Below are 24226 nucleotides of genomic sequence, written 5' to 3' on the forward strand. Positions count from 1 at the left end.
CAGTCTCGATGTCATGAGACCGATCCTAACGGGGCGACGATCTCGACTCTCAAACCCGCCGGTGCATAGTTCAGTTCCACCCGTCCGCCCAATTCGCGGCTGACAGCGAACTCGATGAGCTGCGTGCCGAACCCGGAAGAGGCCGGCGGCGTAACCGAGGGGCCGCCGCTCTCCTGCCAGACCAGCCGTAGATGTGGCGCGCTCGCTTCCGCGACCTCCCAGCGGACGCAAACTTGTCCGGTGGGGATCGAAAGCGCTCCATATTTAATCGCATTGGTCGCGAGTTCGTGCAGGATCAGGCTCAGCGACATGATTTGCTTCGACGCGAGCGGTACGGGCGGGCCGGATTCGACATGAACCCCTGTCGGACCTTCTGAATAGGGCGCAAGCGTTCGTTCGAGCACCTCCTGAAGGTCAGCGTCGCCCTCTTGCGAGTAAGCCGCTTCGTGGGCCTGCACGAGCGCATTGAACCGGTCGAGGAAAGCGTCGCGGTATTCCTCGCCGGAGCGGCCCGCCGCTGTCGTCTGGCGGGCTATTGCCTGGACCAAGCCGAGCAGGTTCTTCATGCGATGCCGCAGTTCGCCTAGGATCACATCCTTTTCGGCCTCATGCTGGCGTCGCTCCGTCGCGTCCACGATCGAGAGCAGCAAGGTGCGGCTGTTGTTGTCGGGATGGAACAGCCGGTGCGCACTTACGAGCATCGTCCGCCGACCGATGTCCGGAAATTCGTGCTCTACCTCATAATCCACCACCGCCGTGCTCTTCGGGATCACCTCATCCAGAAGGCGGCGCAGCTCAGGGACGTCCCATTGCCGGTCGCCGAGATCATAGATGTGCTGCCCGATTGTCTCGTCTCGGTCGACTCTGAAAGTAGTAAGGAAGGACCGACTGGCGGACCGGACGCACAGGTTCTGGTCAAGGACAAGCAGCGGGTCCGGGAGTGTGTCGATTATGCCTTGCGCCTCGACATGGCCGTTCCGCAACAGGCGATAGAGATCTTCCAGATTCATCGCTATTCCCGTACGTTCACTTTCTCAGGATATTACTACATGCCGGGATGGGCATGCAAAGGGCCTTCCGGATGAAGGGCGCCCGGCTGATACTCCTGGGCGACGGCTATCGCCTTTTGCAGACGGCAGACCTGCAGTAGCCGCCGTGTCCGACACCTCGCCCTTGAAGGGATCTGACCCCTTGGGCCCGGGGACCAGCTCGTCTCTCGGTAAATGCGGTTCAGTCCCGACGTCCGAAGGAGACTTAAACTCCAGCGATACGCTCAGGGGGTGATTTCAGTTCCTTTACGGTCGGCATGATCTTCACCGGAGATGGTCGCCTACAGATTGCCCCGGTCCAAATAGACGACCTGGCGCTCACCTGCGTGTCATTGCGCACAGGCGGAATTTGTCGCGGACCCGAGATGCGTCCATACCTTACCCGACGGCACTCTCACCTTTGTCAAATGCCGGTGGAACTAATCGCCGGCCGAGGGGTTTCTAGCGCGGGGATAAAACCCGGTCTTCGGAAGAGGTAAATACATGAAAAATATGATTCTTGTTGCGGCAGCGCTGATGAGCGCTGTGGCCACGGCGTCGCTTGCGCAGACGACACCTTCCGCAGAAGGAAACACGCCTGCCGTCGCAACGCCGGACTCGCAAAACCCAACGGCCCCGGTTGAAGGCGCGAACAGCTTCACTGAAGCGCAAGCGAAGGAACGGATCGAAAAAGCCGGATACACCGGCGTCGCCGGACTGAAGCTCGATGACAAAGGTGTGTGGCAGGCAACTGCAATGAAGGACGGAAAAACAGTTTCCGTCGCTCTCGACTACCAGGGCAACGTAACTGCGCAATAGACGGCCAAACGTCCGCAAGCAAAAGGGAGAATGAATATGAGAACCGTGACAGGTCTCTTCGACGATTATGGAGATGCACTCGACGCAGTAAGCGATTTGGAAGCGGCAGGTGTGCCTTCCGATGACATCAGCATAGTCGCAAACAACACAGGCGACCGGTACTCGACCGACAGCTCAGACGCGGGCGAAGGTGCCGCCACCGGAGCTGGCCTCGGAGCTGCCGGCGGCGGCGTGGTCGGCCTTCTGACGGGGCTCGGCCTAATGGCAATCCCCGGAGTCGGACCTGTCGTGGCCGCCGGATGGCTTGCGGCCACTGCCGCCGGTGCGGCAGCAGGTGCGGTGGCCGGCGGCGCGGCCGGAGGTTTGATCGGCGCTCTGACGGACTCCGGGGTCGATGAAGAGGATGCCCATGTTTACGCCGAGGGCGTTCGCCGCGGAGGCACTTTGGTGACGGCAAGGGTTGATGACAGCCTGGCACTCAAAGCCGAAGGAATCCTGCAGCAACGCGACCGCGTCGATCCTGCCGCCCGCAGAAGCATTTATGCTCAAGAAGGGTGGTCGCGGTTTGACGAAAGTGCGGACCCATACACGCTCGATCAGATTGAACGCGAGCGCGAGCGTTACCGCGCTATGATGCCATAGTGGCATCGACTAATCGGTGACGGCGCCGATGGGCGCCTTCACCAATGTCTCACCGGAAACTCCATGCAACCAAACGCCCTGCGGAACGTTGCCGTTAGTCCGAGTACAGTCAAGAACCACCGTGCAGAGCGATGGAGACGACGGGTACTGCAGGGGCCCAGAGGGATATCATCACGCTTTTGATTATTGTTCTTATCATTCTCCTCCTAGGTGGCGGTTGGTACGGCCAAGGACGCTGGTACTAGGCAGCCCCAGAGACCGAAAATCTCGTCGTCCCCGGGGTACTCGGCTTCCTCGAGGAAATCGCTTACTCGAAAAGAGAACGGCCGATGGTTGCCCGCCTCAGCGCCAGAAACCGCCTCGTGTCGACAAAGATATCGTGTGCTTCCGCCGCATCGTCCAGAAGCTTTTCCTTGTCGGCCGCACTGAAGAGGTCCTCCGCACCCGTCATATTCGTAAGATCGAGCTTCGACAGCAAATCGGGAGCGGTCGCAAGATCGTTCAAGCTACCGAGTTGATCCTGGAGTCCCTCCATCGCCGTGATGAACTTTTTGTGGCGTTGGGTTTCCGCCTTGCTGTGATAAAGAGAGCCGAAAAACTCCGCCGCATAGCGCAGTTTCTTTGCGGAAATGCGCAGTTCATGACGGCTCTCGTCATCGAGATCGATCAGATTGTTGCCTCCCTTCGCCACTTTCTTCCAGAGCCTGTCCAGTACGTTGGAGGCGAAATTCCTTGCTGGCTCAACGAGCAACGCCTCGCCCATCTCGTTGCTCCGCCAGTTCTTGATGGAAATCCATTTGGCGAGGTCGATCATCAACGAGCGGGCGCGCACGGAAGAAAAGGCGGCATCAACCGCCCCATAGGGATCGTTGCGCGCCGCTTGAAGGCGGCTTGAAAAGCCTTCATCCGATGCGCGTTTGATGATAACGTCAATGTTGCGCGCATCGCCGAGTTCCGAGGCGAGCCAGCGCAACTCGTCGCGCATGTGGTCGAAGCGGCTGTCGGCAAACAGCGACTTGCAGATCGAGAAAAGCGAGCGCAGTCGCCGCAGCGATACACGGGCCTGATGCAAGGCGTCGGCATTGCGAGACCAGGACAAGGCCATTTCGTTGAGACGAAACTGCTTGAGACATGCTGCGGCTAAGTGAGCGAAAGCCGTGGCTGCATTCATGTCGGCTGTCAAGGGAATGGCGCTCGCTTTGATGGCACCGGGTGCGGGGCCAAGCAGACGATAGCCGCGCTCCGCTTTGCTCAGCACGCCGATATGCGCGGGGGTGATCAGATTGACCTTTTGGGCCAACACAAACAGCGCCGTCGGCGAGCCGTTCTTGCTTTCCAGTTCGATTTCGCACAGGGGTGCCTGGCGATCCGCTGCAACGACTTTTCCAAGATTCAAAGCAACTTCGACCGTGGCGTCGCCTTCCGTCACGCTCCAACGATGCCTCTTGACATGAACCTCAAAGATGGGCGCGAGGTTATCGCCAGTCCCTGCAAGCAGAGGCTTGATCTCGGGATCATCGAGGATTGGGACGGTTCTAATTCTACTCGGCGGCGGGCGCCTTTATGTGGACAACGGGTTTGACATTGGCCGGCTGTCGGCCAGGCCTATGAGCCGGCTTCGAACTATGTCGATCCCTCGCCACGAGCGTGCTGGCGATCATTGTCGTAATTTACATCTATCGGGTGGCCACATTTTTAAAGGAGCCAGGTCCAAAGCTCCCGAAGGCGAGACGCTGGCCGCTGTTGGCTCTACTATGATGCTGGTCCGCGCGCGTTGCGCGCCGCTCCGGGAAAAAGCCAGTCGATTTCCGCAGTTACGCATGAGCGATCGTCGAAATGGATGGGATGTCTGAAAAGGTCGCACTCATAAAAGCGTCGGCCCCTCTCTGCTAAAAGGGCGCCAAGAGAAAACCTGTTCCGGCAGGCGCAGGAACAGGTTGCACCAACCGCAGCTTCAATGCTTTAAGTCTTGTCGACAGCGTCTTTAACTGCGCCCTTTAGCTTTCCCTTGGCTTGCTGGGCACCGCCCTTTGCCTCTTGCGCCGCGCCCTTGGCGCGGAGCGAGTTGTTGTCGGTTGCATCGCCTGCGGCCTGCTTGGCCTTGCCAACGAGCTCATTGGCCTTGCCGGCCACTTTGTCCTTTGCACTGCCCATGCGGGGTCTCCCGATTTGGAGGACGCGACTTGCGCCCCCACAGGCGCTCGAACGAGCGGCTCGGCGCTTTGTTCCCATTTGATCTGGATCAGGCGGCACGCATCAGCACCAGGCTCCTCCAGCCGTAAGCTTTGGCTTTACCGATATCCTCGCCCTTTACCTGGAATCCGAAGTGGTCAGCTCCACAATCCAACTTGGGCCTGCGGGTTCGGGAAGCTTAAACCCAACCGGCCCATCATCGGATTGAAGGGATCAGGACTTCGTTCCGCGTGGTGGACAAAGGACCGAGGGCGCTGGCCGTTGCCGCGGCCATTGTGAGGCTTGCTATTACCGCATGCGACTCGCTCACGATGCCGTTCCACTCGATACATTATGCGATGTTAGAAGCAGATAACGAGAGCATCGCCCACAACTAAGTCGGCTTCCGGGTCAACGCGATGGGCGCCCTCTTGCCGCGGCCCCACAGGATGAAGGCCACGAGAGGAAGCAGGATGAAGTTGAGCGGAAGGGCCGCAAATTCACCACGCGTGGCATGGAAGATGATGGCGCAGATTTGCAGCAGGATGCAGCCAAGTGCTGCAAACACAGTCAGACGCGGCTGGATCCGGGTAAGAGCGGGCAAGAGGATGCCGATCCCACCCGCCACATCGATGAAGCCGGTGAAGCGCAACAGCCTTGGATATTCGACGGGCCATTGAGTCTGCCACATAGTGGCCAGAGCCTCGGCGGGCATGAAGAGCTTCTGGAAACCGAACAGAATGAAGGCGGCGAACATCAGCGTCTGAACGCTCCAGAGGCTGATCTGCAGTATTTTGCCTGCAGGCGCGATGGAGGTGGATAGAGTGCTTCCTTGCATGTGGGAATCCTGTTTCGATAAGACGGTGGCGATCCGGGCGATCTGCGCCCGCGCGGCGGTAACGGCATTCGCGGCGCCGTTGGGACCGCGGTTCACGCCTTCGACACGGATCACCTCGACATCGGTGATCCCTATGAAGGCAAGAACGGACTTCAGGTAAGGCGTGGCATGATCAAGTGCCGCCGCCGGGCCTTCGGAGTAGATCCCGCCCGAGGCCAGCACGATGTAAGCCTTCTTGCCTTTGACCAGCCCCTCAGGGCCGCTAGCGGTGTATTTGAAGGTCTTGCCTGCCGGCCGATATAGTCGATCCAGGATTTCAGGTTCGAGGTGATGTTGAAGTTGATAACGGCGGTGCCAATTGCCAGCGTATCTGCCGCCAGGATCTCTGCCACCAGTTCATCCGACAGGCGGATTGCAACGGCTTCCGCAGCGCTCAGGGCCTCGGCCGGTTTGTGGATCCCCGGCGGTGAAGCCGCTGTCTATATGTGGCAACGGGTTGGTGGCGAGGTCACGGTGAAGAAGCGCGCCGGCAGGATTCGCCGCCCGCAACCGCTCGGCAAGCTCGACGGCGATCTGGGTCGAGAATGAGCCAGGGCGCGGGCTGGCGGTGAGAAGCAGGATGGATGGCATGTATTTCCCTTCCGAAAGAAAGCAGCAAGTAAGTTGCCGAAAATATAAAGCTGGATTCCCATCGCGAAAACTGTGATAAATTCGGACAAACCTATCGATAGGATCGATGAGATATGCAGCCCCATCCGACCTTGGATCAGTTTCAGGTATTCCTTACCGTGGTGGAAAAAGGCAGTTTCTCGGCCGCATCCCGCGCCCTCAATCGAACGCAGTCGGTCATCAGCTATACGATCGCCAATCTCGAGGCTCAGCTGGGAGTGGCGCTCTTTTGCCGTTCCGGCACCAAACGGCCGCAGCTTACGGAAGCTGGCAGATCCATCCTCGAGGACGCTCGCCGGTTGCTTGGCGATCTCGACCTGATGCGGGCTCGTGTAAGGGCCTTGAATGACGGCCTCGAGGGAAAGCTGAGCATTGCCATCAGCAGCGCTGTGCCATCGGGCATCGTTGTCGATGTGCTGCATGCCTTCCGAAACTGTTATCCGACCGTGTCCTTGAATGTGACGGTCGGCACGCTTGGGATCGTGATGGATGCGGTCATCAATGGCAGGGCGGCCGTCGGCTTCGGCGGTTCCATGGCGACGGGAAACATTCAGATCGTTTCCGAACGGATCGGCCAGTCGGCGATGATTCCCGTTGCGGCCCCGGACCATCCCCTTGGATTGCTGGGTCGGCCAATAACTCTTGCCGACGTCAGGGACGAGACGCAGCTCGTCGTATACGATGCCTCAGGGCTGACGAAGGGGCGGGATTTCAACGTGTTCTCCCTCCAGACATGGCGCATCAGCGATAACGCAACGAAGCACTTGTTTATCCGCGGCGGCTTGGGCTGGGGTGGGCTTCCAGCATCCCTGGTCAAGGATGACCTCGCCAATGGCCGCCTTGTCCATCTCCAGTTTCCCGCTTTCGACCAGGGCCAGTACCCGATCTACGCGATCCACAATGATTCAAACCCGCCAGGGCCCGGCGCGAGGTGGCTTACCTCCGAGTTTCGGGCAAGGCTCTCACGCGAGGCAGAGGGGGCTTTACGATGTCCGCTCCTGCATGACGGGCCTGTTCCATGACCTCATCCACCTCGCTGCGGTGGGAGACGTTGTGGCCAATCGAGAAGGCGGTGCTGCTCGTGGGGGCTTTCGTCAGACCACTATCGTGAGCCAGGTCGTCCCGAGCCCAAATTGCAAGTTTTACGCCGCTCGAGATCGAAAAACGCCACGGCGCCATGCTCGAATTCGCGGCCCACGATCCCTTGGGTCGGCAATCCCAGTCCGTCACGATAGAAAGCGAGAGACCGCTCAAGATCTGCCACGCCAAGCGTCAGTACAGAAATTCGGGCCTTCATGGGCAATCCTCCCGTTCGCTCGTGGCTTGGCACATCTGGAGTCGCGCCGTGCTTGCACCCAAACAATTGTCGAAGGAGTGCAAACCGTGAGCGACCCAAATATCACCAGGAAGGCCTTGATGGGACCACCTCCCCACAGCCATCCAGCCGGCTTTTAGAATGCGGTGCGGCCGTCGCTCCTGGATCGCTGCTCCCGATCATCAAGCGCAAAGTGGAAAACTTGGCAACGATGCCTGAGGAGGCGCTCGAGGAGGCGGGCAACATGCTGGTCAGCGGTCTAAGAGCGCTGGCGCCAGGATGTGATGTCTACAGACAAAAGATCGTCGTCGGCTAACGCGCCAACGAACAATCCCGACAGAAAAGTCAGTTGAGGTGCCGCGACGTCTCGACATCGCCATCGGACTTCTGGAGAATGAGCTTGCTGTTCACCTCCCCGAACAGGCGGCTCACTCAACCGTGCTTTACTTTGCTTCAGCAAGATCCTGCCCAAGACGGGAGAGGCAGTCGGCAACCTTGCGTTTGGCCGGCTTCGGAAGGGGCAAAATCGGACGGGGCGGCTCGGCTTGGCAGACGCCGAGCAAGCCGGCGATGGCATAGACCGACCGAAGGCTGGAGAACTGCTTGAAGAGATCCCAGATCGGGCTCAGCGCGGCATCGACCCGGCGCGCCTCTGCAACATCGCCAGCTTGAGCCGTCCTGACGATCCGAAGGCAGACGTCGGGCATGATTCCGCCTAGTACGCTGTACCAGGTATCGGCGCCGCAGATCATCGCCTCCGTGGCGTTCCAGTCGCCACTGTATCCGATTGAAAAGTCCCCTGGCGTGATCCCTCTCTGATCCGCGAGATGGCCCCCGATTTCGTCGCTTTTGTCCGTTGGGTTTTTGATAGCGACGATGCCCGGTACCTGGGCCAAGCGCCCCACGAGTGTCGGCGTGAAGCGGAAATGGGTGGTTCCCGGGTTGTCATAAATGACGATTGGCAGGCGGCTTTCACGTGCCACCGTGGAGAAGTGTTCGAGGACCTCATCCTCTGTCAGGGGGGCGTAGGAAACGGCGGCAAGCAGGCCGGCCGCGGCGCCCAAGGCTTTCGCATCCTGAGCCAACTTGACTGCTTCATCGGTCCGCAAGGCGCCGACGCCCGCCACGACAGGGACAGTCCCCGAAGTTTCCTCGAGAGCTGTATCAAGGGCGCGGCGGCGCTCCGCGCGGGACAGGTACATGTAGGTTCCGGTGCTACCGAGGAGACCGATCGAATCGACCTTAGCAGTGCAGAGTCGGGCAATAAGTTTGCGCAGTGCTTCCGCATCGATCTGGCCGTCGTGATCCATGGGCGTGATGGGAAACGCGGATAGCCCGCTCAGAATTTTCATTTCATACTCCGGGATTTGTCTCAAAGCCCTGCCACGTCATAAATCTTGCAGAGCCTGACGCAGATCAGCGATGAGATCGCTGACATCTTCAAGGCCGACCGAGAGACGGACGAGGTCCTCCCCGACCCCTTCGATCAGATGAGCATCTTTCCGGATCGACTGGCGCGCTCGAGTGATGCTGGCTGGATGATAGATGAGGCTGTCCGTGTCGCCCAGACTCACGGCGCGTGTCAGCAACTTCAAGCGGTCCAGCATTGTTCGTGCACCATCGAAGCCCGCATGAAGGCCGAAGGCCAGCATGCCGGACCCTTGCGCCATCTGCTTGCGGGCTATTGCATGATCGGCATGCGATTCCAGGAAAGGATAGCTCACCCAGGCGACGGCTGGATGCACCTCAAGCATCTGCGCGATCGTCAGAGCCGAGGCGCTGTGCCGGTCCATCCGAAGCGACAGCGTTTTCAGGCCGCGCAGGATCAGGAAGGCCGAGTGCGGTGAAAGTGTCGCCCCGGTGATGTAGCGCAGGCCGGTTTCGTGCAACGTATGAAGCGTTTCAGCGTCTCCAAGGAGCGCACCGCCCAAAGTATCGCCGTGCCCATTGATGTATTTCGTCAGCGAGTGCAGCACGATGTCGGCGCCGTGCTCGAGAGGGCGCTGCAGCGCCGGCGAAGCAAAAGTGCTATCGACGGCAACCTTTACATTCCGCGCATGGGCGCGCTCTGCGATGGCGGAGATGTCGAGAATGGCGCTCAGGGGGTTTACGGGCGTTTCGAAGTAGACCAGCTTGGTCCTATCCGTGATTGCCGCGTCAAGGTCCGACGGTTCGGACAAATCTACGGGAACGACCTTGATCCCGAAGCGAGGCAGGCCATGCTCCACCATGGCAACGGTATTCGAATAGAGCGTCTTATGCACGACGAGCTCGTCGCCCTGCGACAGCAGTGAGAGGATCAGGGTGCCGAAGGCAGCCATGCCAGTCGACACCACAAGCCCTGCCTCAGCCCCCTCGAGGTTGGCGAGCCTCTTCTCAAGGATCTCTGTGGTCGGGTTATATTCGCGGGCATACAGCCTGCCTCCGAGCGCTGCGGCAGCATCATTTGCCTCGACGCTCTCAAAGCCATAGGTCGATGTCAGGAAGACCGGTGGCTGGACTGCTCTTGAAAAGGCAGCAGGATCGAACGCGTGATGGATTGCGCGGGTGTCAAATCCAAGACCCGCGCCATGCGACAGATCGGAGTGGTCCTGGACATTGTCTTGTTCGCTGCTGCCAGTCATTGGTTCGCGGTATCCTCTTTGCTTCCGACCACACTGGCAGCATACTGGTCCGCAAGAAATATCCAGTTCCGCGGAAAGAAAATGGTCCAGTTGGAAAGTCAGGCGACACCCGAACGCGCAAGGAAGATGGGAGCACGCCAGATTTACGAGGCGCTCAGGGATCAGATCTTGGGCCGCGTCTATGAAGCTGGTGGCCAACTACCGTCATCTCGAAATCTGTCGAACGAGCTTGGCGTATCGCGAACGACGGTGACAGTCGCCTATGAGCAGCTTGCGGCAGAGGGCTTCGTGGAGCTGCGCCAAGGCGCCCGACCGCGGGTTGCAGCGTTGCCATTCGGGCAGCTTCCGACGGGTGCCGCGCCGAAGCAGCAGGGTGCTCAGCCCCTGTCGGCCTATGGCGAAAGACTTCGGGCGACGCCACCATGGCTCGATTATTTGCCCAACTCACTCATGGTTGATTTCCGTTACGGAGACCTCGCTCCATCCGATTTTCCGGCGCTTGCCTGGAAGAAAGCTGTCAATGCGGTCATCGCTCAGCGACCGAGCCGACTTGCCTATGATGACCCGCGAGGATCGCGGCGTTTGCGGCAAGCCCTGCAAGGGTATCTTTGGCGCGCCAGAACATTGCAGTGCGATCTGGAGCAAATCATCATCGTGAACGGATCCCAGCAAGGCTTAGACCTTTGCGCGCGGCTTCTGCTCGACTATGGCAGCGAGTTTGTCATCGAAAACCCCGGCTATCGAATGGCTCGTCAAATCTTCGCCAGCACCGGCGCCTCTCCGGTCCCCATTGCCGTCGACGGCGAGGGTCTGAAGACCGAGCTCTTGGAGGGCGTGCGGGCCCGTCTGGCCTATGTCACACCTTCGCATCAGTTTCCGCTTGGCGGCGTGATGCCGATTTCTCGCCGTCATCAGCTTCTCGAATGGGCGCGGGAAAACGACACTTACGTGATCGAGGACGATTACGACAGCGAATACCGCTACGATATCAGCCCGGTGCCTCCGCTCCAAAGTCTGGAGGCTGGAAGCAACGTCATTTATCTCGGTACGATCTCCAAAACGCTCTCCCCGATGATGCGCATCGGCTATCTCGTTGTGCCACCAGAACTGCAGGACGTTTTTGCGACTGCCAAGCAACTGTCGGACAGACACTCGCCGGCGACGGAGCAGGAAGCCTTGGCGTCTCTGATCGAAAGCGGCGGTTATGAAAGCCATGTGCGCCGCGTACGGCGACTGAACAGAGACCGGCGTGAGACATTGTTGAACGCGCTGCAGCGCGCATTCGGCGAAGGGATCACGGTGGAAGGCGCCGACGCCGGACTGCATGTTGTGGTCTGGTTCAACGGGCTGCTGAAGTCGTCCGAGACGGCTTTGCTGGAAACCGCGCGACGCGCCGGACTCGGAGTTCATGGCATCTCACCTCTTTATGAGCCGCAACCAGACGAGGCGACGGCGGATAGGCTCGGGCTTGTTATGGGGTATTCAGCCTTGACCCCGCGGCAGATCGAAAAGGGTGTTCAACTCCTGCTCGTAGCGGTTGAAACAGTGAAAGCCAATTCTGAAGTAAAGTTCGGCTTAGCCGAAACCGAGGCAAACGCGCGAGGCGTTGCCAGCATGACAGCCACTCGTATCCGAAGTGGAAACTGGACCAGCAACATGTGATCAAACTGGCACTGTCTGGAAGACCAGTTCCCCGCCAAAGTTCAGGGAGGCCCGCGACTGGTACCGTGATCGTTTTTGCCTTTCTAGACACGAGCACCAGCACGCCGGTGGAGGAAGCTGAGATGGTCTTCAATTGAAGGTCCGGATCGAGGCTTGATGAGGCTGATCCATGACTTGGCACGGTAGACTGCTCCACATCCATATTGCACCTGCGGCTTCCTACGAAATGGAAGAACTAGCGGAAGCGCAACTCATTGCGGGACGTGGGATTGTTGGCGACCGATACTATCTCGGCACTGGCACCTATTCCCCGAAACCCGACGTTCGCGAAGTCACGCTGATCGAGGTTGAGGCTCTGGAGGCAATAGTCAACGGCGAGCCAAAGATCCCGGGCTTCAGAGCCGAGCTCGCACCCGAGGATCATAGACGCAATCTGACGACCCGCGGCGTCCCGCTCGGCCATCTCGTCGGCAAACGCTTCCGGGTCGGCGAAACCATTCTTCGCGCAGCGCGGATGAACTTCCCCTGCAAATATATCGAGGAATTACTCGGCATTCCCGGCCTCTACGAAGGCCTGCTGAACCGCTCCGGTCTGAACTGCGCGATCGAGGTGGGCGGCATCATCCGCCCAGGTGACCCGATTCTTCCGATGGACGAATAAAGCAACATGGCATCTCCGCGTATCATCATGAAGCTGAAGGTTGTCGTCACCCGAAAGGAACCGGGCGATGTCCTCGTCGTGGAGCTCCAGCATCCGCGCAAGCCTTCGCTGCCGCCCTTCGAACCGGGCTCGCACGTCGACGTCCATCTGCCCGACGGACGGGTCCGTCAATATTCGTTGTGCGGCGACCCGGCCGACCTCAGCCGGTACACGATTGCGGTGAAGCGCGAGCCAGAAGGCCGTGGAGGCTCGGCCTGGCTTCATGATGACATTGGCGTTGGCACCGAATTGCCGGTCTCTGCGCCGCGCAATCATTTTCCGCTGAAGCAAGGAAATGGGCCGGTCCTGCTGTTGGCCGGTGGGATCGGCATCACGCCTCTCCTGGCGATGGCGGGCGTTTTGAACGGGCAGGGCAAGCCATTCGAGTTGCATTACTTCACCCGCAGTCGGGCGGTCGCACCCCTTTTGGCGGAGATTGAGCAGGTTATCGACAGAAACAAGCTCAGGCTTCACTTCGACGACGAGCCTGAGACAAGACAGGATATCGAAGCCTTGCTATCGACCCCTCCCAGCGACGCGCAGGTTTATTACTGCGGTCCACCGGGGTTTATGGCGGCCATCGCTCGAGCCACCGAACACTGGCCTGAGGGTTCCGTCCATTTCGAGGCGTTCCAGCCGGCGATACTCGACGATGCTCCACAGGAGCCATTCACAATCATCCTGCGCAATGGGACAGAGATTCCGGTTCCGGCCGACACTTCGGCGCTGTCGGCAATTCGCGCGGCTGGGGTGTTATTGATGGCATCTTGCGAAAACGGCGTGTGCGGGACCTGCGAGTGCGGCATCCTGGAAGGTCAGCCGATCCACAGGGATGCGGTCCTGTCCAAGGACGCCCGCGGCCACCGGTTCATCCCTTGCGTATCGCGTGCAACGGGTGTGCTGCGGCTTGATCTGTGAGGCATGGCTCGGACGGAAGGACGTTGGCAGGGGAGAAGTGGATGAGACCAGAACTAAGATCTTGAACGAGATCGAGCGATGCGTCTCCTGGCTCGCTGCGTGGACTATCCACCATGCCAACCACATTCGTAAAGGCGACGAGGTGAAGGTCGGCGGCCACCAGGCGTCTTCAGCCTCCCTGAGCACGATCATGACCGCGCTCTACTATTCGGTGCTCAGGCCGCAGGACCGAGTGGCGGTCAAGCCTCATGCCGCCCCGATCTTTCACGCCATACAGTATCTGGCGGGCAATCAGACCCGCGAAAAGCTGGAAAATTTCCGTGGGTTCAAAGGCGCCCAGAGCTACCCGTCGCGCACCAAGGACGTCGATGATGTCGATTTCTCAACCGGTTCGGTAGGCCTTGGTGTTGCGCAGACCCTCTTCTCATCACTGGTGCAAGACTACGTGTCAGCCCATGGCTGGATGAAGGAACGTCCTGAAGGCCGCATGGTCAGCTTGATCGGTGACGCTGAAATGGATGAGGGCAACATCTATGAGGCGCTGATCGAAGGCTGGAAGCAAGGACTGCGGAACTGCTGGTGGGTTGTCGACTACAATCGGCAGTCGCTGGATGCGGTCGTTCGGGAGGGGCTCTGGCAGAGATTCGAGCAGATATTCAAGAACTTTGGGTGGGACGTGGTGGTCTTGCGACATGGAACCTTTCAGGAAGCAGCCTTTGCCGAGCCGGGAGGCGAGAAGCTACGGGACTGGATCGAGCAGTGCCCCAACCAGCTTTATTCCGCATTGACGTTCCAAGGCGGTGCGGCCTGGAGAAAGCGGCTGCGGGATGAGATCGGCGATCAGGGCGCCGTCACGGCATTGATCGAGCGTCGTTCTGATGACGAGCTGCAGGCCCTGATGGTCAATCTCGGCGGACATGATTTGCCGAACCTTCTTGAGGCTTTCGAAGCGGCCTCGCGCCACGACCGCCCGGTCTGTTTCATCTGCTACACGATCAAGGGCTACGGCTTGCCGCTCGCTGGCCACAAATATAACCACGCCGGGCAGATGACACCCTCCCAGATGGACGCCTTCCGGCAGCGCATGGGTGTGCGACCCGGCCAAGGATGGGAGAAATGGGCCGCGGCGACAATGCCTGCCGCAGAGCTTGAGACCTTTGTTGCCAAGGCTCCCTTTTTCAGCGAAGGCCGGCGTCGGTTTTCCGTACCGGCTGTTCCAGTTCCGGAGTCGTTACCCTCGCCCGCCCAAGGCGGCAAGCCGGTTTCGACCCAAATGGGCTTCGGTCAGATCCTGAATGAGATCGCGCGTCATGATACGCCGCTGGCCGAACGTATCGTTACGACCTCGCCAGACGTCACCGTATCGACAAATCTCGGACCGTGGGTCAATCGGCGCGGCCTCTTTGCTCGTGAAAGCATGGCCGACATCTTTAAGGCCGAGCGAATCCCCTCAACCTATACCTGGGAGTTCGGGCAGAAGGGCCAGCATCTCGAACTGGGTATTGCCGAGTCGAACCTCATGATCATGCTCGGGGCACTTGGCCTCTCGCATTCGATAAACGGCGTGCGTCTACTGCCGATCGGGACCGTGTACGATCCATTCATATACCGGGCAGCCGATCAGTTAAACTATGCCTGCTACCAGGATGCGCGCTTCCTGCTCGTCGCCACGCCCTCGGGTGTGAGCCTCGCCCCCGAAGGTGGGGCTCATCAGTCGATCGGCACTCCGTTGGTCGGCATGGCGCAGGACGGGCTGTGTGCCTTCGAACCCGCTTTTGTCGACGAATTGTCGGTTATCATTCGCTTCGCGTTTGACTACATGCAGCGCGACGGCGAAGGCGATCCCGACGAGACCACCTGGCTGCGCGACCAGACCGGCGGATCCGTGTACCTGCGTCTTTCCACCCGCCCGCTGGAGCAGCCTTCCCGTGACATGATCACCGATCTGGCGCGTGATTATCGTCAATGGCGCCTACTGGTTACGCCCACCCGGACCGAACGCCAGCGTGATCATCGCATACCAGGGCACCGTCGCCCCGGAAGCAATTGCGGCAACCGGTCTTCTGGCCGAAGACCGGCGTGATGTCGGTCTGCTCGCAATCACGTCGGCAGACCGCCTGAATGCCGGCTGGCAGGCAGCCGAGCGCGCCCGCCAGCGAGGAGCGGTCGATGCGATGAGCCACATCGAGCGTCTGTTGGCGCCGTTGTCGCGGGACTGCGGGATCGTCACCGTGATTGACGGCCACCCTGCCACGCTGGCCTGGATCGGTGGCGTCTACGGACATCGCGTCAAGGCACTTGGGGTCGAGCATTTCGGCCAGACGGGGACCATCGGGGACCTGTACCGGCATCATGGACTTGATACCAATGCCATAATCCATGCAGCTCAAGCTGTCAGTGTCGGGCGCGATATTCGTTATCTAAAAGTGCTCCCTTAGAGGTTAGCCAGCGGATCGAAACGCCGGTCATTTTCAGTCAATGATTGGCTCTGTCTCGAGTAGCCTCCGAACGGCGGAAACCGGCATCGACCGCGGCGGTGAGCCCAGCGAATGCGGGTGAGGTCAGCGTTCCCGATGATACATTATGCGATCTTAGAAGCACAGAGCGGGAACTCATGCTAGCGTCCGGCAGCAGTCACTTCGCAGCCGCGAGCCGGCGGGACATGGCCGCCGATCTGCGCCGCCTTGACCGTCGAGGCGATCGCCGAGATGGTGACGAGGCTGCGGTCACGCAAGCGCCTTCGGACCATCCTCATCGTCCAGGTGGATATCATCGCCTCTCACCTTTTCGCAAGTTCGCGCGCCTCTGGCCTCTGCCCTACATTGTGTAAGCTTCGCAAACTTTGGCCGTTTCACGTTCGCACTCGAGGCCGGACCGCAGCCTTAGGCGGCGGGCCTTTACAGCGCGTTGGTGCCCCTTGATTTCCAGAGCCACCGTGGCCGTCTCCACCAACGACAGGCCGTCTGGCGGACTGCCGACCTCGAATGACACGATCAACTCCGACGGCTGCGCGCCTCCGCAAAGCGCGGCGGCGATGTTGACGGTGTCTCCGAGGATCGTCGCGTCCTTTCGCTCGCCAGCTCCGATTTCGGCCTCGACCAGATTGCCGTCGTGTATGCCTATGCCGACCTGTCGAGGGAAGTCGCGCTGGCGCAGCCGGGTCAGCATCTCGTTTGCCGCTCGCCAGGCATTCTTCCTTCGATCGTTGCCCTCGAACCAGGCCACGAGACCATCGCCCAGGAGGCGATCGACGTCACCGCCATGAGCGATGACGGCCTGGAATCCGATATTTGCAACCGCGCAGACCAACGCTGCAGCTTCGTGCGGCGTCGCCGCCTCGGCAAAGCTCGAGAAGTCGCGAATGTCGAGGAACAGCACCGACGCATTGATACGCCGCGGACCGCTCGACCGGGCTTCTGCACGCCGGCTAACATTCTTCGAAACGAATCGCGCCAGCGAGGCATGGGCCTCGTTCAACGCGGCGGTTCGGTGGTCGATTTCGGATTGCGCCTTCGAGACGAACAGGATGGCCAGGCCGATCGAAATGACAAAGACGGAGCCGACCCCTCCGAGCCAGAGCAACGTGTAGGTGGAAAGCGCGCGTTCCCAGTTTGCAGATGCCTCCGCAGTGACCACGACCAGCGGCGGTTCTTTCGAACTGGCTTGGATCTTGGTGGCCACCAGCCAATGCATCGACGGTCCATCCTGCTCGCGGAACAGAGAGACGCCATTTTTCACGCTCTTGTATTCGCCAAGGCTCAAATCTCGACAGCCGCGATCTGCCGTTCCCGCGATAAGGGAACCGGACGCATCGAGAATGACGGCGCACAGCCAGTTCATTTCCTCGGCTTCGCTTGACAGGGCCGAAGACGCCACCGCCACCTCGCCCTTGGTCGCGCCCAGTTGGCGTGCCAGCCATGCCGCCGGATCGGCACGCTCTGCAGTGCCGACCAAAGCAGTGTGCCAAGCTGCTGCCTGGGATTCATAAGCATATTCGGCGCTGCTTGAGAGCGCCTGCGCGAATGCAAACAGCAAGCCGAGCAGGGCGGCAGCAAGCGCCGGCAGCACGAGCAAGACGAAGCGACGTCGCAACTGGTAGGCCGAGCGCGGGGAGTTTCGCGCCGTTTCCTGTTGGTGAGCGGCCGTTTCGGCAGTGGCGCCGCTGACAATCAGAGCGGCGCCTTGCGGGCGCCGTTCCTGGTTCGGCTGAGGTTGGTTATCGCTTCGGCGCAGCAGGCTCACGACGCCTTCGCATCCGAAAGGTCAAGCCGTGTCTTGCGCTCGCAGCGCGAGCCGATGAAAACGACCCCCGCAAGAAGAGCGAAGGCGACAAGCGACGTCTCAAGCGTTCCGAGCTCGAGACCGCCATGGGTGTGTTCTTTGACTAGGAAGTCGCCGAAGGTCGCACCGAATGGACGGGTGAAGATGAAGGCCGGCCAGAAGAGGAGGACGGCGTTGATCTTGGTGAAGTAGTGGAGCGCCAGGATCACGCCAATTAGGGCCGAGCATACCAGGGCGCCCTGTACGAAATTTAGGCCAATCGGGTCGATCAAAGCATCGCCGAACGCGGTACCGAGGCTATTGGAGAAGAGCACAGCAATCCAAAAGAACAGCTCGCTGTCCTTGGCGACGATGGGCTCGACGCTCAACGTCCGCTTGCGCCAGTACCAAAGCGTCAGGGTGATAGCCAGACCGGCGACCAGGATCGTCGAGCCGAGCACGTAGCCGAGCCCGAACGTACGGTCCATCATATCCGAGATTTCAGTGCCTGTAGTGGTGGTGGCGACGATCGCGGCCCAGAACAGGGCGGGGTGGAAGGCGTTGGACCGGATCTGCGTGAGCAGGACGCCGACAAGCAGCGCGACCGTTACGAAGAAGCCAACAACATAGCCGAGCCCCAGGGTTTGAGCGATAAAGTCTCCGGCAGTTTCGCCGAGCGTGGTGGCGATGATCTTTGCGATCCAGAAGGACGCAGTGATCGCTGCGACCTTGTTTGGGGTGTCTGGTTGAACCATTTTCGTCTCCCGTCCGCTTGAGTGCTTGCGGACACCTGTCCGCGACGACCCAAGTTGCACGGGCACTTTCACCCAGGCGTGGCCGTCAACATACGGATATGTAAAACTTGGTTTATTGGCGCGCAGGCGCTACTTTCTCCGCGTTCGGCTTTGCGCGCGATGCTTCTACACACCCATGGGAATCCAACCGCTGTCCTGGCGTTATGCCGGTCGCGCGAGAACTACGCCGACGCTTTTGATGCTGATGCTTTCGAGCCACTTTCGGCCCCGGGCCACCAGGCAGGAACCGCGCGGTGACGCAGACCCGGCCGATTTTCGACGGGTTGCAAGCTGGAGAGTGACGGGCCGCTACTCGAAACGACAAACGTCCGAGACATGGACCGGGCATTCCCGAAAGCAAGCGGGCGAACCTTCTGCGCCGCCTCTACGTCTGGAAAATAGCCGCACGACGGCCAAGATCCCTCGCCCATTGGCCATTGTCGATGCGCTGCGGGCCCAATGTGCGAGGCAGCCGCAAGCTCCTCCTTGCCGATAAGAGGGAGTAGGTTTGAACCGATCAATACACCCAGAGGACTGTTGGCAGATGTCCGTGGGCATGAAGGTATTCGGATATCTCGACCAGCGGGAAGATCATCAAAAAGAAGCAGGCATCAGACAATGTCCGCCAAATTGCTTTCGGCGAGAAAGTGGTTTTTGTCTGGTTCTTGGTATGACGACAGCTTGGGCCAGAATAACGGCGTCCGACTTGCGTATGCCTCTATGCCGGACCAAATCTGGTTCGCAAATAGTGCTCCTCCTGTCGCGCGGTCTTGAAGAACACGACGTATGTGGTCACACCGAATAGACCGGCCGTGGCAATTGATCCAAACATCAGACCTGTTCCAAGAGACCCCAGTGTTGAGAAGAGATAAAGCGGATTCCTGCTCATCGAGTAAGGACCGGTCACAACCAGTTCGGTGTTTTTGCGGCCGCCAACGTAGAGAGTGCTCCAGAGCCTACCAAGAACGCAGAGAAGCACGAGCGCAACTCCGATGAACTCGATCATTTCGTGAATAACTGAGGCTTCATTCCATGCCGGACGTGTCAGCAATAGACCAATGATGCCACCCGCACCGAGAAAGCGAAGAATTCGCAGCCGTTTGCTTTGATCCACTGGCCGCTGTGTGCCGGAAGGAAGAACCTGTCCTGTCATGCTATGAACCTCCGACGCACGTAATCAGAACGTGAGTTTCTGGCGAACTGCGAATTATAAGTTGGGTGAAAGTAAAATAGCGACTGACGGCCCTCGGCCGGAGGGGCGTGTAATTACAGCTTTCATAAGAACTTCCGATCGAACGGCTCTCGCGCCGTTGTTCGAGGCGCCGAAAACGCTATCCGCCATCGGCGCAACAGTTGTAGAGGGGCGCCTACAGTCCTCTTGCCGGCAGCATACCGTTTCGTAAGAACGTCTTTTGAGCATTGAATTGCGGGTGATCGAAACCGCCTTACGAATTTGTAAAATTTCGATCAGGTCTGGGACACAATATTGCGCGATTTATGCACCGAAGAAGGGTTACCGGTGGCAGGATAACGGTGGAGTCGGACGGCAATGCGCATTCTCGTCATCGAGGACGACCAAAAGACATCGGAATACATTTTGAGGGGCCTGTCCGAAGCGGGTCATGTCTGCGATGTCATCGAGGACGGTCGTGACGCCCTCTTTCAGGCCAGCCGTGAGCCATACGACGTCATGATCGTCGATCGTATGCTGCCGGGTCTGGACGGACTTTCCCTGGTCAAGGCGATCCGCGCCGCGAAGGTGAAGACCCCGGTGTTGTTCCTGACAGCGGTCGGCGGCGTCGACGACCGGGTGGAAGGACTTGAGGCGGGCGGAGACGATTACCTCACCAAGCCCTTCGCCTTCTCGGAGCTGCTCGCCCGCGTCAACGCACTTTGCCGGCGCCCTCCAGTTCAGGATCAGAAAACGCTTCTTCGTTTTGCCGATCTGGAAATGGACATTGTCAAGCGACAGGTTCGACGCCGGGGGCAGACAATCGATCTTCAGCCGCGGGAATTCACACTGCTCGAAGTGCTGATGCGGGCAGAAGGAAGGGTGCTGACGCGGACGATGCTTCTGGAACGCGTGTGGGATTTCCACTTCGACCCAAAGACCAGCGTCGTCGAAACACATATCAGCCGGCTAAGAGCGAAGATCGACAAGCCCTTCGACATTCCGCTGCTCCACACAGTGCGCAATACCGGATATCGCCTCGATGCGCGCCGCTAGACTGTTGCGGAGCACGCCCTTCCGTCTGGCGCTCACATTCGGCTTCCTCTTCATCCTGGCATTCCTCGTCACCGGCACCATCATTTACGCAATGCTGAAGCGGGAACTGGCGGAGGCGCTCGACGTCTCCGTGCGCGAGACCTATTCGGTGGTAGCCTCCACCTACTCATCCGGCGATCTGGACGATCTTTCAGCGGCGATCAATACCTACGCCGGGCTTAGTCGGTCTGACGATCAGGTGTATCTGTTGCTCGACGACAAGGGCGAGCGGGTGGCCGGCAATTTTGGATCCGTGTCTATTGCCGATGGCTTGTCGACCGTTAGCGCCTCGGATCTGGGACTGAAGGGCGACGAGCAGTTTCGAATAATGGCCGGCAACGTCGGCAGGTATCGGTTCGTTTTCGGCCATAGTTTCGCGGAAACCGACGAACTCGAGGAAACCGCACTAGCGAGCTTCGCTTGGGGCGCCGGCGTGATCGTCGCCCTCGCCTTCGGCGGCGGGGCCATCCTCGCCAACCGCGCCCAGCATCGGCTGCAGGGTATTGCGCGCGCAATGAGCGAGGTGTCGAACGGCAATCTTTCTCCACGTATTCCGCTGAGCGGGAACGGCGACGATATCGACGTCGTCTCCAAGGACATGAACGAGGCGCTCGATCGTCTGTCGGCGCTAGTCGAGGGCATGCGCCAGGTCAGCGCTGATATTGCCCATGATCTGAAGTCGCCACTCAACCGCTTGCGGATGACGATTGAGCAGGCCATGCAGCAAAGCGAGCGGGGCGAAGATATTCAGGATCGTCTCGTCGAAGCGCGCGAGGAGAGCGACCGGATCAACGCTACATTCGAAGCCTTGCTGCGCATATCGCAGATCGAGGCCGGCGCCCGAAAGACGCGATTCCGACTCCTCGACCTGATGGATGTCATGCAGTCAGTTTCCGAGATCTATCGCAGCGTCGCCGAAGATAACGATCAGGAGCTGGAGTTCATATCCGAAGTCAAGCGCCCCTGTATGATCGTCGGGGACCGTGAGTTGCTCACTCAACTTTTCGTCAATCTCATCGAAAATGCGATCACCCACTGCCCCCCGAAAACGCTGATCACGATGAAGCTCGCGGTGGATGGTCGCAGCTTTCGCGCCACCGTTGGGGATGACGGGCCGGGCATTCCGGCCGACGAACGCGAGCTCGTGTTCCGGCGCCTTTATCGGCTCGACAAAAGCCGAACGACGCCCGGTAGTGGCCTTGGCCTTAGTCTCGTGAAGGCAATTGCCGATCTGCATTCCGCCAGCATAGTGCTCGAGGACCGCAAGCCAGGCCTCGATGCAATCCTCCGTTTTCCTGCGCAACAACTGGGATGAACATGAAGAAATTTTCGAATGTGCTGGCCGGCGCCGCCGGCGCGGCCGCCCTGCTTTTCGGCGGCTACCTAGGCGTTCTCCAACTCACGGGCAATTTCCACGCAGTTCTGCCCAGGGAGCTTTACCGATCGGCGCAGCCGTCGGCCGCCGACATCGCGAGCTATGCACGGCAATACGCAATCAAGACGATTGTGAATCTGCGCGGCAAAAGCAAGGAAGGCTGGTATCAGCAGGAAGTCGACGCTGCTAATCGAGCCGGCATTGCTCATATCGATTTCCGGCTGTCGGCCTCCAAGAAGGTTTCACCAGATGAGGTGCGGCAATTGATTGCGTTGCTGCAGGACGCCCCAAAACCGATCCTCATTCACTGCCAGGCGGGGGCCGATAGAACGGGACTGGCCTCCATGATCTATCTTCAGCAGATCGCGGGCGTCGACGAAGAGACCGCGGAACGGCAGTTATCTGTCCGCTACGGCCACATTGGCATTCCCTACGTTTCCGCAGCCTTTGCCATGGATGAAAGCTGGGAGGATTTCGAACGGATCATCTTTGGATTGGCGAGTTGAATGGTCTGAAGCGACCGCCCTTGTTTAGCTGTGTGGATGTTATTTAATCGCCGTGTGCATCGCTCGTCGAAGACCATCGAGCATCACGGGTACGGCAGCTCAGCAAGGCCTCCTACTGAGAAGATTTCCGCATCTAGCAACGCAGGCCCGCCACCCGTTCAACTTCCACGCCTTGAAGGGATCAGAACCAGCGACCCTGTTGTTACGAAATCCCTCCGTCTCTACTTCCCAGTAGCGCACATCAGCTCGGCGTGGATGGAACGACCGATTTGGGGCCGACTGCCGACCGTCCGCTGCTAGGAGGTGCAACACGAAAACCGGACACATGGCCGCCCGATGCCAAGGTCTGAAATTGGCACCAAAGACGACCTTTAGCTCCGCTGCTCTCGACGGTGGTAGCGGGTGGACTGCGGAAGTTCGGCTGTCTCGGCCGATGAGACCGGAATGTGCCCAACAGCGGCCATCGCGCCAAATGGCACAGTTTATATCTCCAAGCGGCCACACTCACATTCCACCCAGAGGTCCCTGTGAAGAGGCTATCCGGTTAGCCCGGTCGCTGAGCCGGACGCGGGCACTCGTGCGGCACGTCTCCGCAAATGCTCCCGAAACAAGGTTCGGAGGTCTCGAAAGTTCCCGAAGCCGAGGAAGCCAGCGAGCCGGACGACGGTCGCTGGAGACACCGAACAGGCAAGCGCCACCGAGTTGGAACGTAAGCGCGAATTTCCCCGCACCTTCTGTGATGGTGTGAGCTTTGGCATTTGGTGTCCACCTAAAGGAGGTGGACACCAAATGATGGAAGAAGGTCAAAAGCTTGTCGTGCGACTCGTTGGTCGGAATGGACGACGCCGGTTCGATCCAGCATCGAAAGACCGTCTTATTTCGGCCTGCCTTGAACCTGGCGCATCAGTATCGAAACTTGCGCTCGAACATGGGGTCAACGCGAACCTCGTTTGGAAATGGATAAAGAAGGCCAAGGAGTTCCGTGCTCTGCCGCCGTCTTCGACATCGGCTTTTCTTCCGGTTCAGATCACCGCGGCGAGCAGCCTGCCAATGCAGAGCAGCGCGTTTGCGTTGGAGATGCCTGCCACGGATGGTGAAGAGCGACGATCGCAATCGGAGAGGATCGACCGGCTGTCCTCTCCAGCCAAGGTGAGCGCGTCACTGCCGAACGGTGTGAAGCTGACGCTGGAATGTAGTGATGTGGACGTGTTGGCAGCAATAATCGGAGCGTTGGGTCATGTTCAGACTGGGCGCTGACCTTCAGGTCTACCTGCATCGCGAACCGATCGACTTTCGGGCTGGCATCAACAGCCTTGCAGTTCTGGTCCAGGAGACGATGGCGCTCGATCCGTTTGCTCCAGCGGTTTTTGCGTTCTGCAATCGCCGTCGCGACCGGATGAAGCTCTTGTTCTTCGACCGATCGGGCTTTGTGCTGGTCCTGAAGCGGCTGACCGAGGACAAGTTCCGATGGCCTCGCCGTGAGGTGGCGGTGGTCACGGTGACGACCGAGCAACTGCACTGGATCCTCGACGGCATCGATATCGATGCGATGGTCCGCCACCCGGTGCGGCAGTATCAGGTCGCCGGCTGAGGGTGGCGAATTGAGCTGTTGACGTAGGGTAGCGGTTCAGATTCAAA

General features: G+C 59.5%; 21 protein-coding genes and 3 pseudogenes. 12 read left to right on the plus strand and 12 right to left on the minus strand.

Going from position 1 to position 24226, the window contains the following annotated elements:
- Positions 1-11: 11 nt before the first annotated feature.
- Positions 12-1010, minus strand: a complete 999-nt coding sequence (locus tag USDA257_RS09605; RefSeq protein ID WP_014762738.1) for a sensor histidine kinase — start codon at positions 1008-1010, stop codon at positions 12-14.
- A gap of 522 nt (positions 1011-1532) precedes the next feature.
- Here USDA257_RS09605 and USDA257_RS09610 point away from each other — a divergent pair.
- On the plus strand, positions 1533-1847 hold the full coding sequence (locus USDA257_RS09610) for a PepSY domain-containing protein (protein ID WP_014762739.1): 315 nt from the start codon (positions 1533-1535) through the stop codon (positions 1845-1847).
- 36 nt (positions 1848-1883) lie between these two features.
- A complete protein-coding gene (locus USDA257_RS09615) occupies positions 1884-2489 on the plus strand; it encodes a general stress protein (protein WP_014762740.1) in 606 nt (201 codons plus the stop codon).
- Positions 2490-2796: 307 nt separating this feature from the next.
- Here USDA257_RS09615 and USDA257_RS09620 read toward each other — a convergent pair whose 3' ends face one another.
- From USDA257_RS09620 to USDA257_RS36745, 4 genes and pseudogenes are all read right to left on the minus strand, one after another.
- Positions 2797-4029: a CYTH and CHAD domain-containing protein gene (locus tag USDA257_RS09620; RefSeq protein WP_080605552.1), complete on the minus strand. Its 1233-nt coding sequence runs from the start codon at positions 4027-4029 to the stop codon at positions 2797-2799.
- Between the two features lie 422 nt (positions 4030-4451).
- On the minus strand, positions 4452-4643 hold the full coding sequence (locus tag USDA257_RS09625) for a CsbD family protein (protein WP_014762742.1): 192 nt from the start codon (positions 4641-4643) through the stop codon (positions 4452-4454).
- Positions 4644-5055: 412 nt separating this feature from the next.
- Positions 5056-5499 (minus strand): DoxX family protein, encoded by a 444-nt coding sequence (locus tag USDA257_RS09630; RefSeq protein WP_041415087.1) that lies wholly within the window; start codon positions 5497-5499, stop codon positions 5056-5058.
- A 27-nt stretch (positions 5500-5526) separates the two neighbouring features.
- Positions 5527-6129 (minus strand): annotated as a pseudogene (locus tag USDA257_RS36745) (FMN-dependent NADH-azoreductase); the annotation flags it as partial.
- A gap of 113 nt (positions 6130-6242) precedes the next feature.
- Between USDA257_RS36745 and USDA257_RS09640 the strand changes: the two are divergent.
- Complete coding sequence (locus USDA257_RS09640; protein WP_014762745.1) at positions 6243-7190, plus strand: LysR family transcriptional regulator; 948 nt, start codon at positions 6243-6245, stop codon at positions 7188-7190.
- Here the strand turns inward: USDA257_RS09640 and USDA257_RS37665 are convergent.
- From USDA257_RS37665 to USDA257_RS09650, 3 genes and pseudogenes are all read right to left on the minus strand, one after another.
- Positions 7147-7465 (minus strand): annotated as a pseudogene (locus USDA257_RS37665) (VOC family protein); the annotation flags it as partial. The gene USDA257_RS09640 and the pseudogene USDA257_RS37665 overlap by 44 nt on opposite strands.
- Positions 7466-7926: 461 nt before the next feature.
- Positions 7927-8835 (minus strand): dihydrodipicolinate synthase family protein, encoded by a 909-nt coding sequence (locus tag USDA257_RS09645; protein WP_014762747.1) that lies wholly within the window; start codon positions 8833-8835, stop codon positions 7927-7929.
- Between the two features lie 36 nt (positions 8836-8871).
- A complete protein-coding gene (locus tag USDA257_RS09650) occupies positions 8872-10107 on the minus strand; it encodes a trans-sulfuration enzyme family protein (protein ID WP_014762748.1) in 1236 nt (411 codons plus the stop codon).
- 81 nt (positions 10108-10188) lie between these two features.
- Between USDA257_RS09650 and pdxR the strand changes: the two genes are divergently transcribed.
- The 4 genes and pseudogenes from pdxR (at position 10189) to USDA257_RS09670 (ending at position 15825) form a co-directional block, all read left to right on the plus strand.
- Positions 10189-11769, plus strand: coding sequence for a MocR-like pyridoxine biosynthesis transcription factor PdxR (gene pdxR, locus USDA257_RS09655; protein ID WP_080605553.1), 1581 nt, complete (start codon positions 10189-10191; stop codon positions 11767-11769).
- A 169-nt stretch (positions 11770-11938) separates the two neighbouring features.
- Positions 11939-12430, plus strand: a complete 492-nt coding sequence (locus USDA257_RS09660) for an MOSC domain-containing protein (RefSeq protein ID WP_014762750.1) — start codon at positions 11939-11941, stop codon at positions 12428-12430.
- A 6-nt stretch (positions 12431-12436) separates the two neighbouring features.
- Positions 12437-13387, plus strand: a complete 951-nt coding sequence (locus tag USDA257_RS09665; protein WP_014762751.1) for a PDR/VanB family oxidoreductase — start codon at positions 12437-12439, stop codon at positions 13385-13387.
- Positions 13388-13424: 37 nt separating this feature from the next.
- A pseudogene (locus USDA257_RS09670) lies at positions 13425-15825 on the plus strand (transketolase).
- 179 nt (positions 15826-16004) lie between these two features.
- Here USDA257_RS09670 and USDA257_RS38390 read toward each other — a convergent pair.
- From USDA257_RS38390 to USDA257_RS09685, 4 genes are all read right to left on the minus strand, one after another.
- Positions 16005-16136, minus strand: coding sequence for a hypothetical protein (locus USDA257_RS38390; RefSeq protein WP_014762752.1), 132 nt, complete (start codon positions 16134-16136; stop codon positions 16005-16007).
- 68 nt (positions 16137-16204) lie between these two features.
- A complete protein-coding gene (locus tag USDA257_RS09675; RefSeq protein ID WP_014762753.1) occupies positions 16205-17629 on the minus strand; it encodes an adenylate/guanylate cyclase domain-containing protein in 1425 nt (474 codons plus the stop codon).
- Entirely contained in the window at positions 17626-18402 is a 777-nt protein-coding gene (locus tag USDA257_RS09680) for a COG4705 family protein (RefSeq protein ID WP_014762754.1), read from the minus strand. Before USDA257_RS09680 ends, USDA257_RS09675 begins: the two co-directional genes overlap by 4 nt.
- 757 nt (positions 18403-19159) lie before the next feature.
- A complete protein-coding gene (locus tag USDA257_RS09685; protein WP_048657369.1) occupies positions 19160-19594 on the minus strand; it encodes a methyltransferase family protein in 435 nt (144 codons plus the stop codon).
- A 396-nt stretch (positions 19595-19990) separates the two neighbouring features.
- On the opposite strand from USDA257_RS09685, the gene USDA257_RS09690 reads away from it, so the two are divergent.
- From USDA257_RS09690 to tnpB, 5 genes are all read left to right on the plus strand, one after another.
- A complete protein-coding gene (locus USDA257_RS09690) occupies positions 19991-20668 on the plus strand; it encodes a response regulator (protein WP_014762756.1) in 678 nt (225 codons plus the stop codon).
- Positions 20655-22022 carry a HAMP domain-containing sensor histidine kinase gene (locus USDA257_RS09695; protein WP_014762757.1) on the plus strand — a complete coding sequence of 456 codons (1368 nt, stop codon included), beginning with the start codon at positions 20655-20657 and terminating at the stop codon, positions 22020-22022. Before USDA257_RS09690 ends, USDA257_RS09695 begins: the two co-directional genes overlap by 14 nt.
- 2 nt (positions 22023-22024) lie before the next feature.
- A complete protein-coding gene (locus USDA257_RS09700) occupies positions 22025-22588 on the plus strand; it encodes a dual specificity protein phosphatase family protein (protein WP_014762758.1) in 564 nt (187 codons plus the stop codon).
- Between the two features lie 789 nt (positions 22589-23377).
- Positions 23378-23845, plus strand: coding sequence for an IS66-like element accessory protein TnpA (gene tnpA, locus USDA257_RS09705; protein ID WP_014761245.1), 468 nt, complete (start codon positions 23378-23380; stop codon positions 23843-23845).
- Positions 23826-24179, plus strand: coding sequence for an IS66 family insertion sequence element accessory protein TnpB (gene tnpB / locus USDA257_RS09710; RefSeq protein WP_014761246.1), 354 nt, complete (start codon positions 23826-23828; stop codon positions 24177-24179). The genes tnpA and tnpB overlap by 20 nt, the downstream gene beginning before the upstream one ends.
- Positions 24180-24226 lie beyond the last annotated feature (47 nt).

This window comes from Sinorhizobium fredii USDA 257 (assembly GCF_000265205.3).
In the GTDB taxonomy this organism is placed as follows: domain Bacteria; phylum Pseudomonadota; class Alphaproteobacteria; order Rhizobiales; family Rhizobiaceae; genus Sinorhizobium; species Sinorhizobium fredii_B.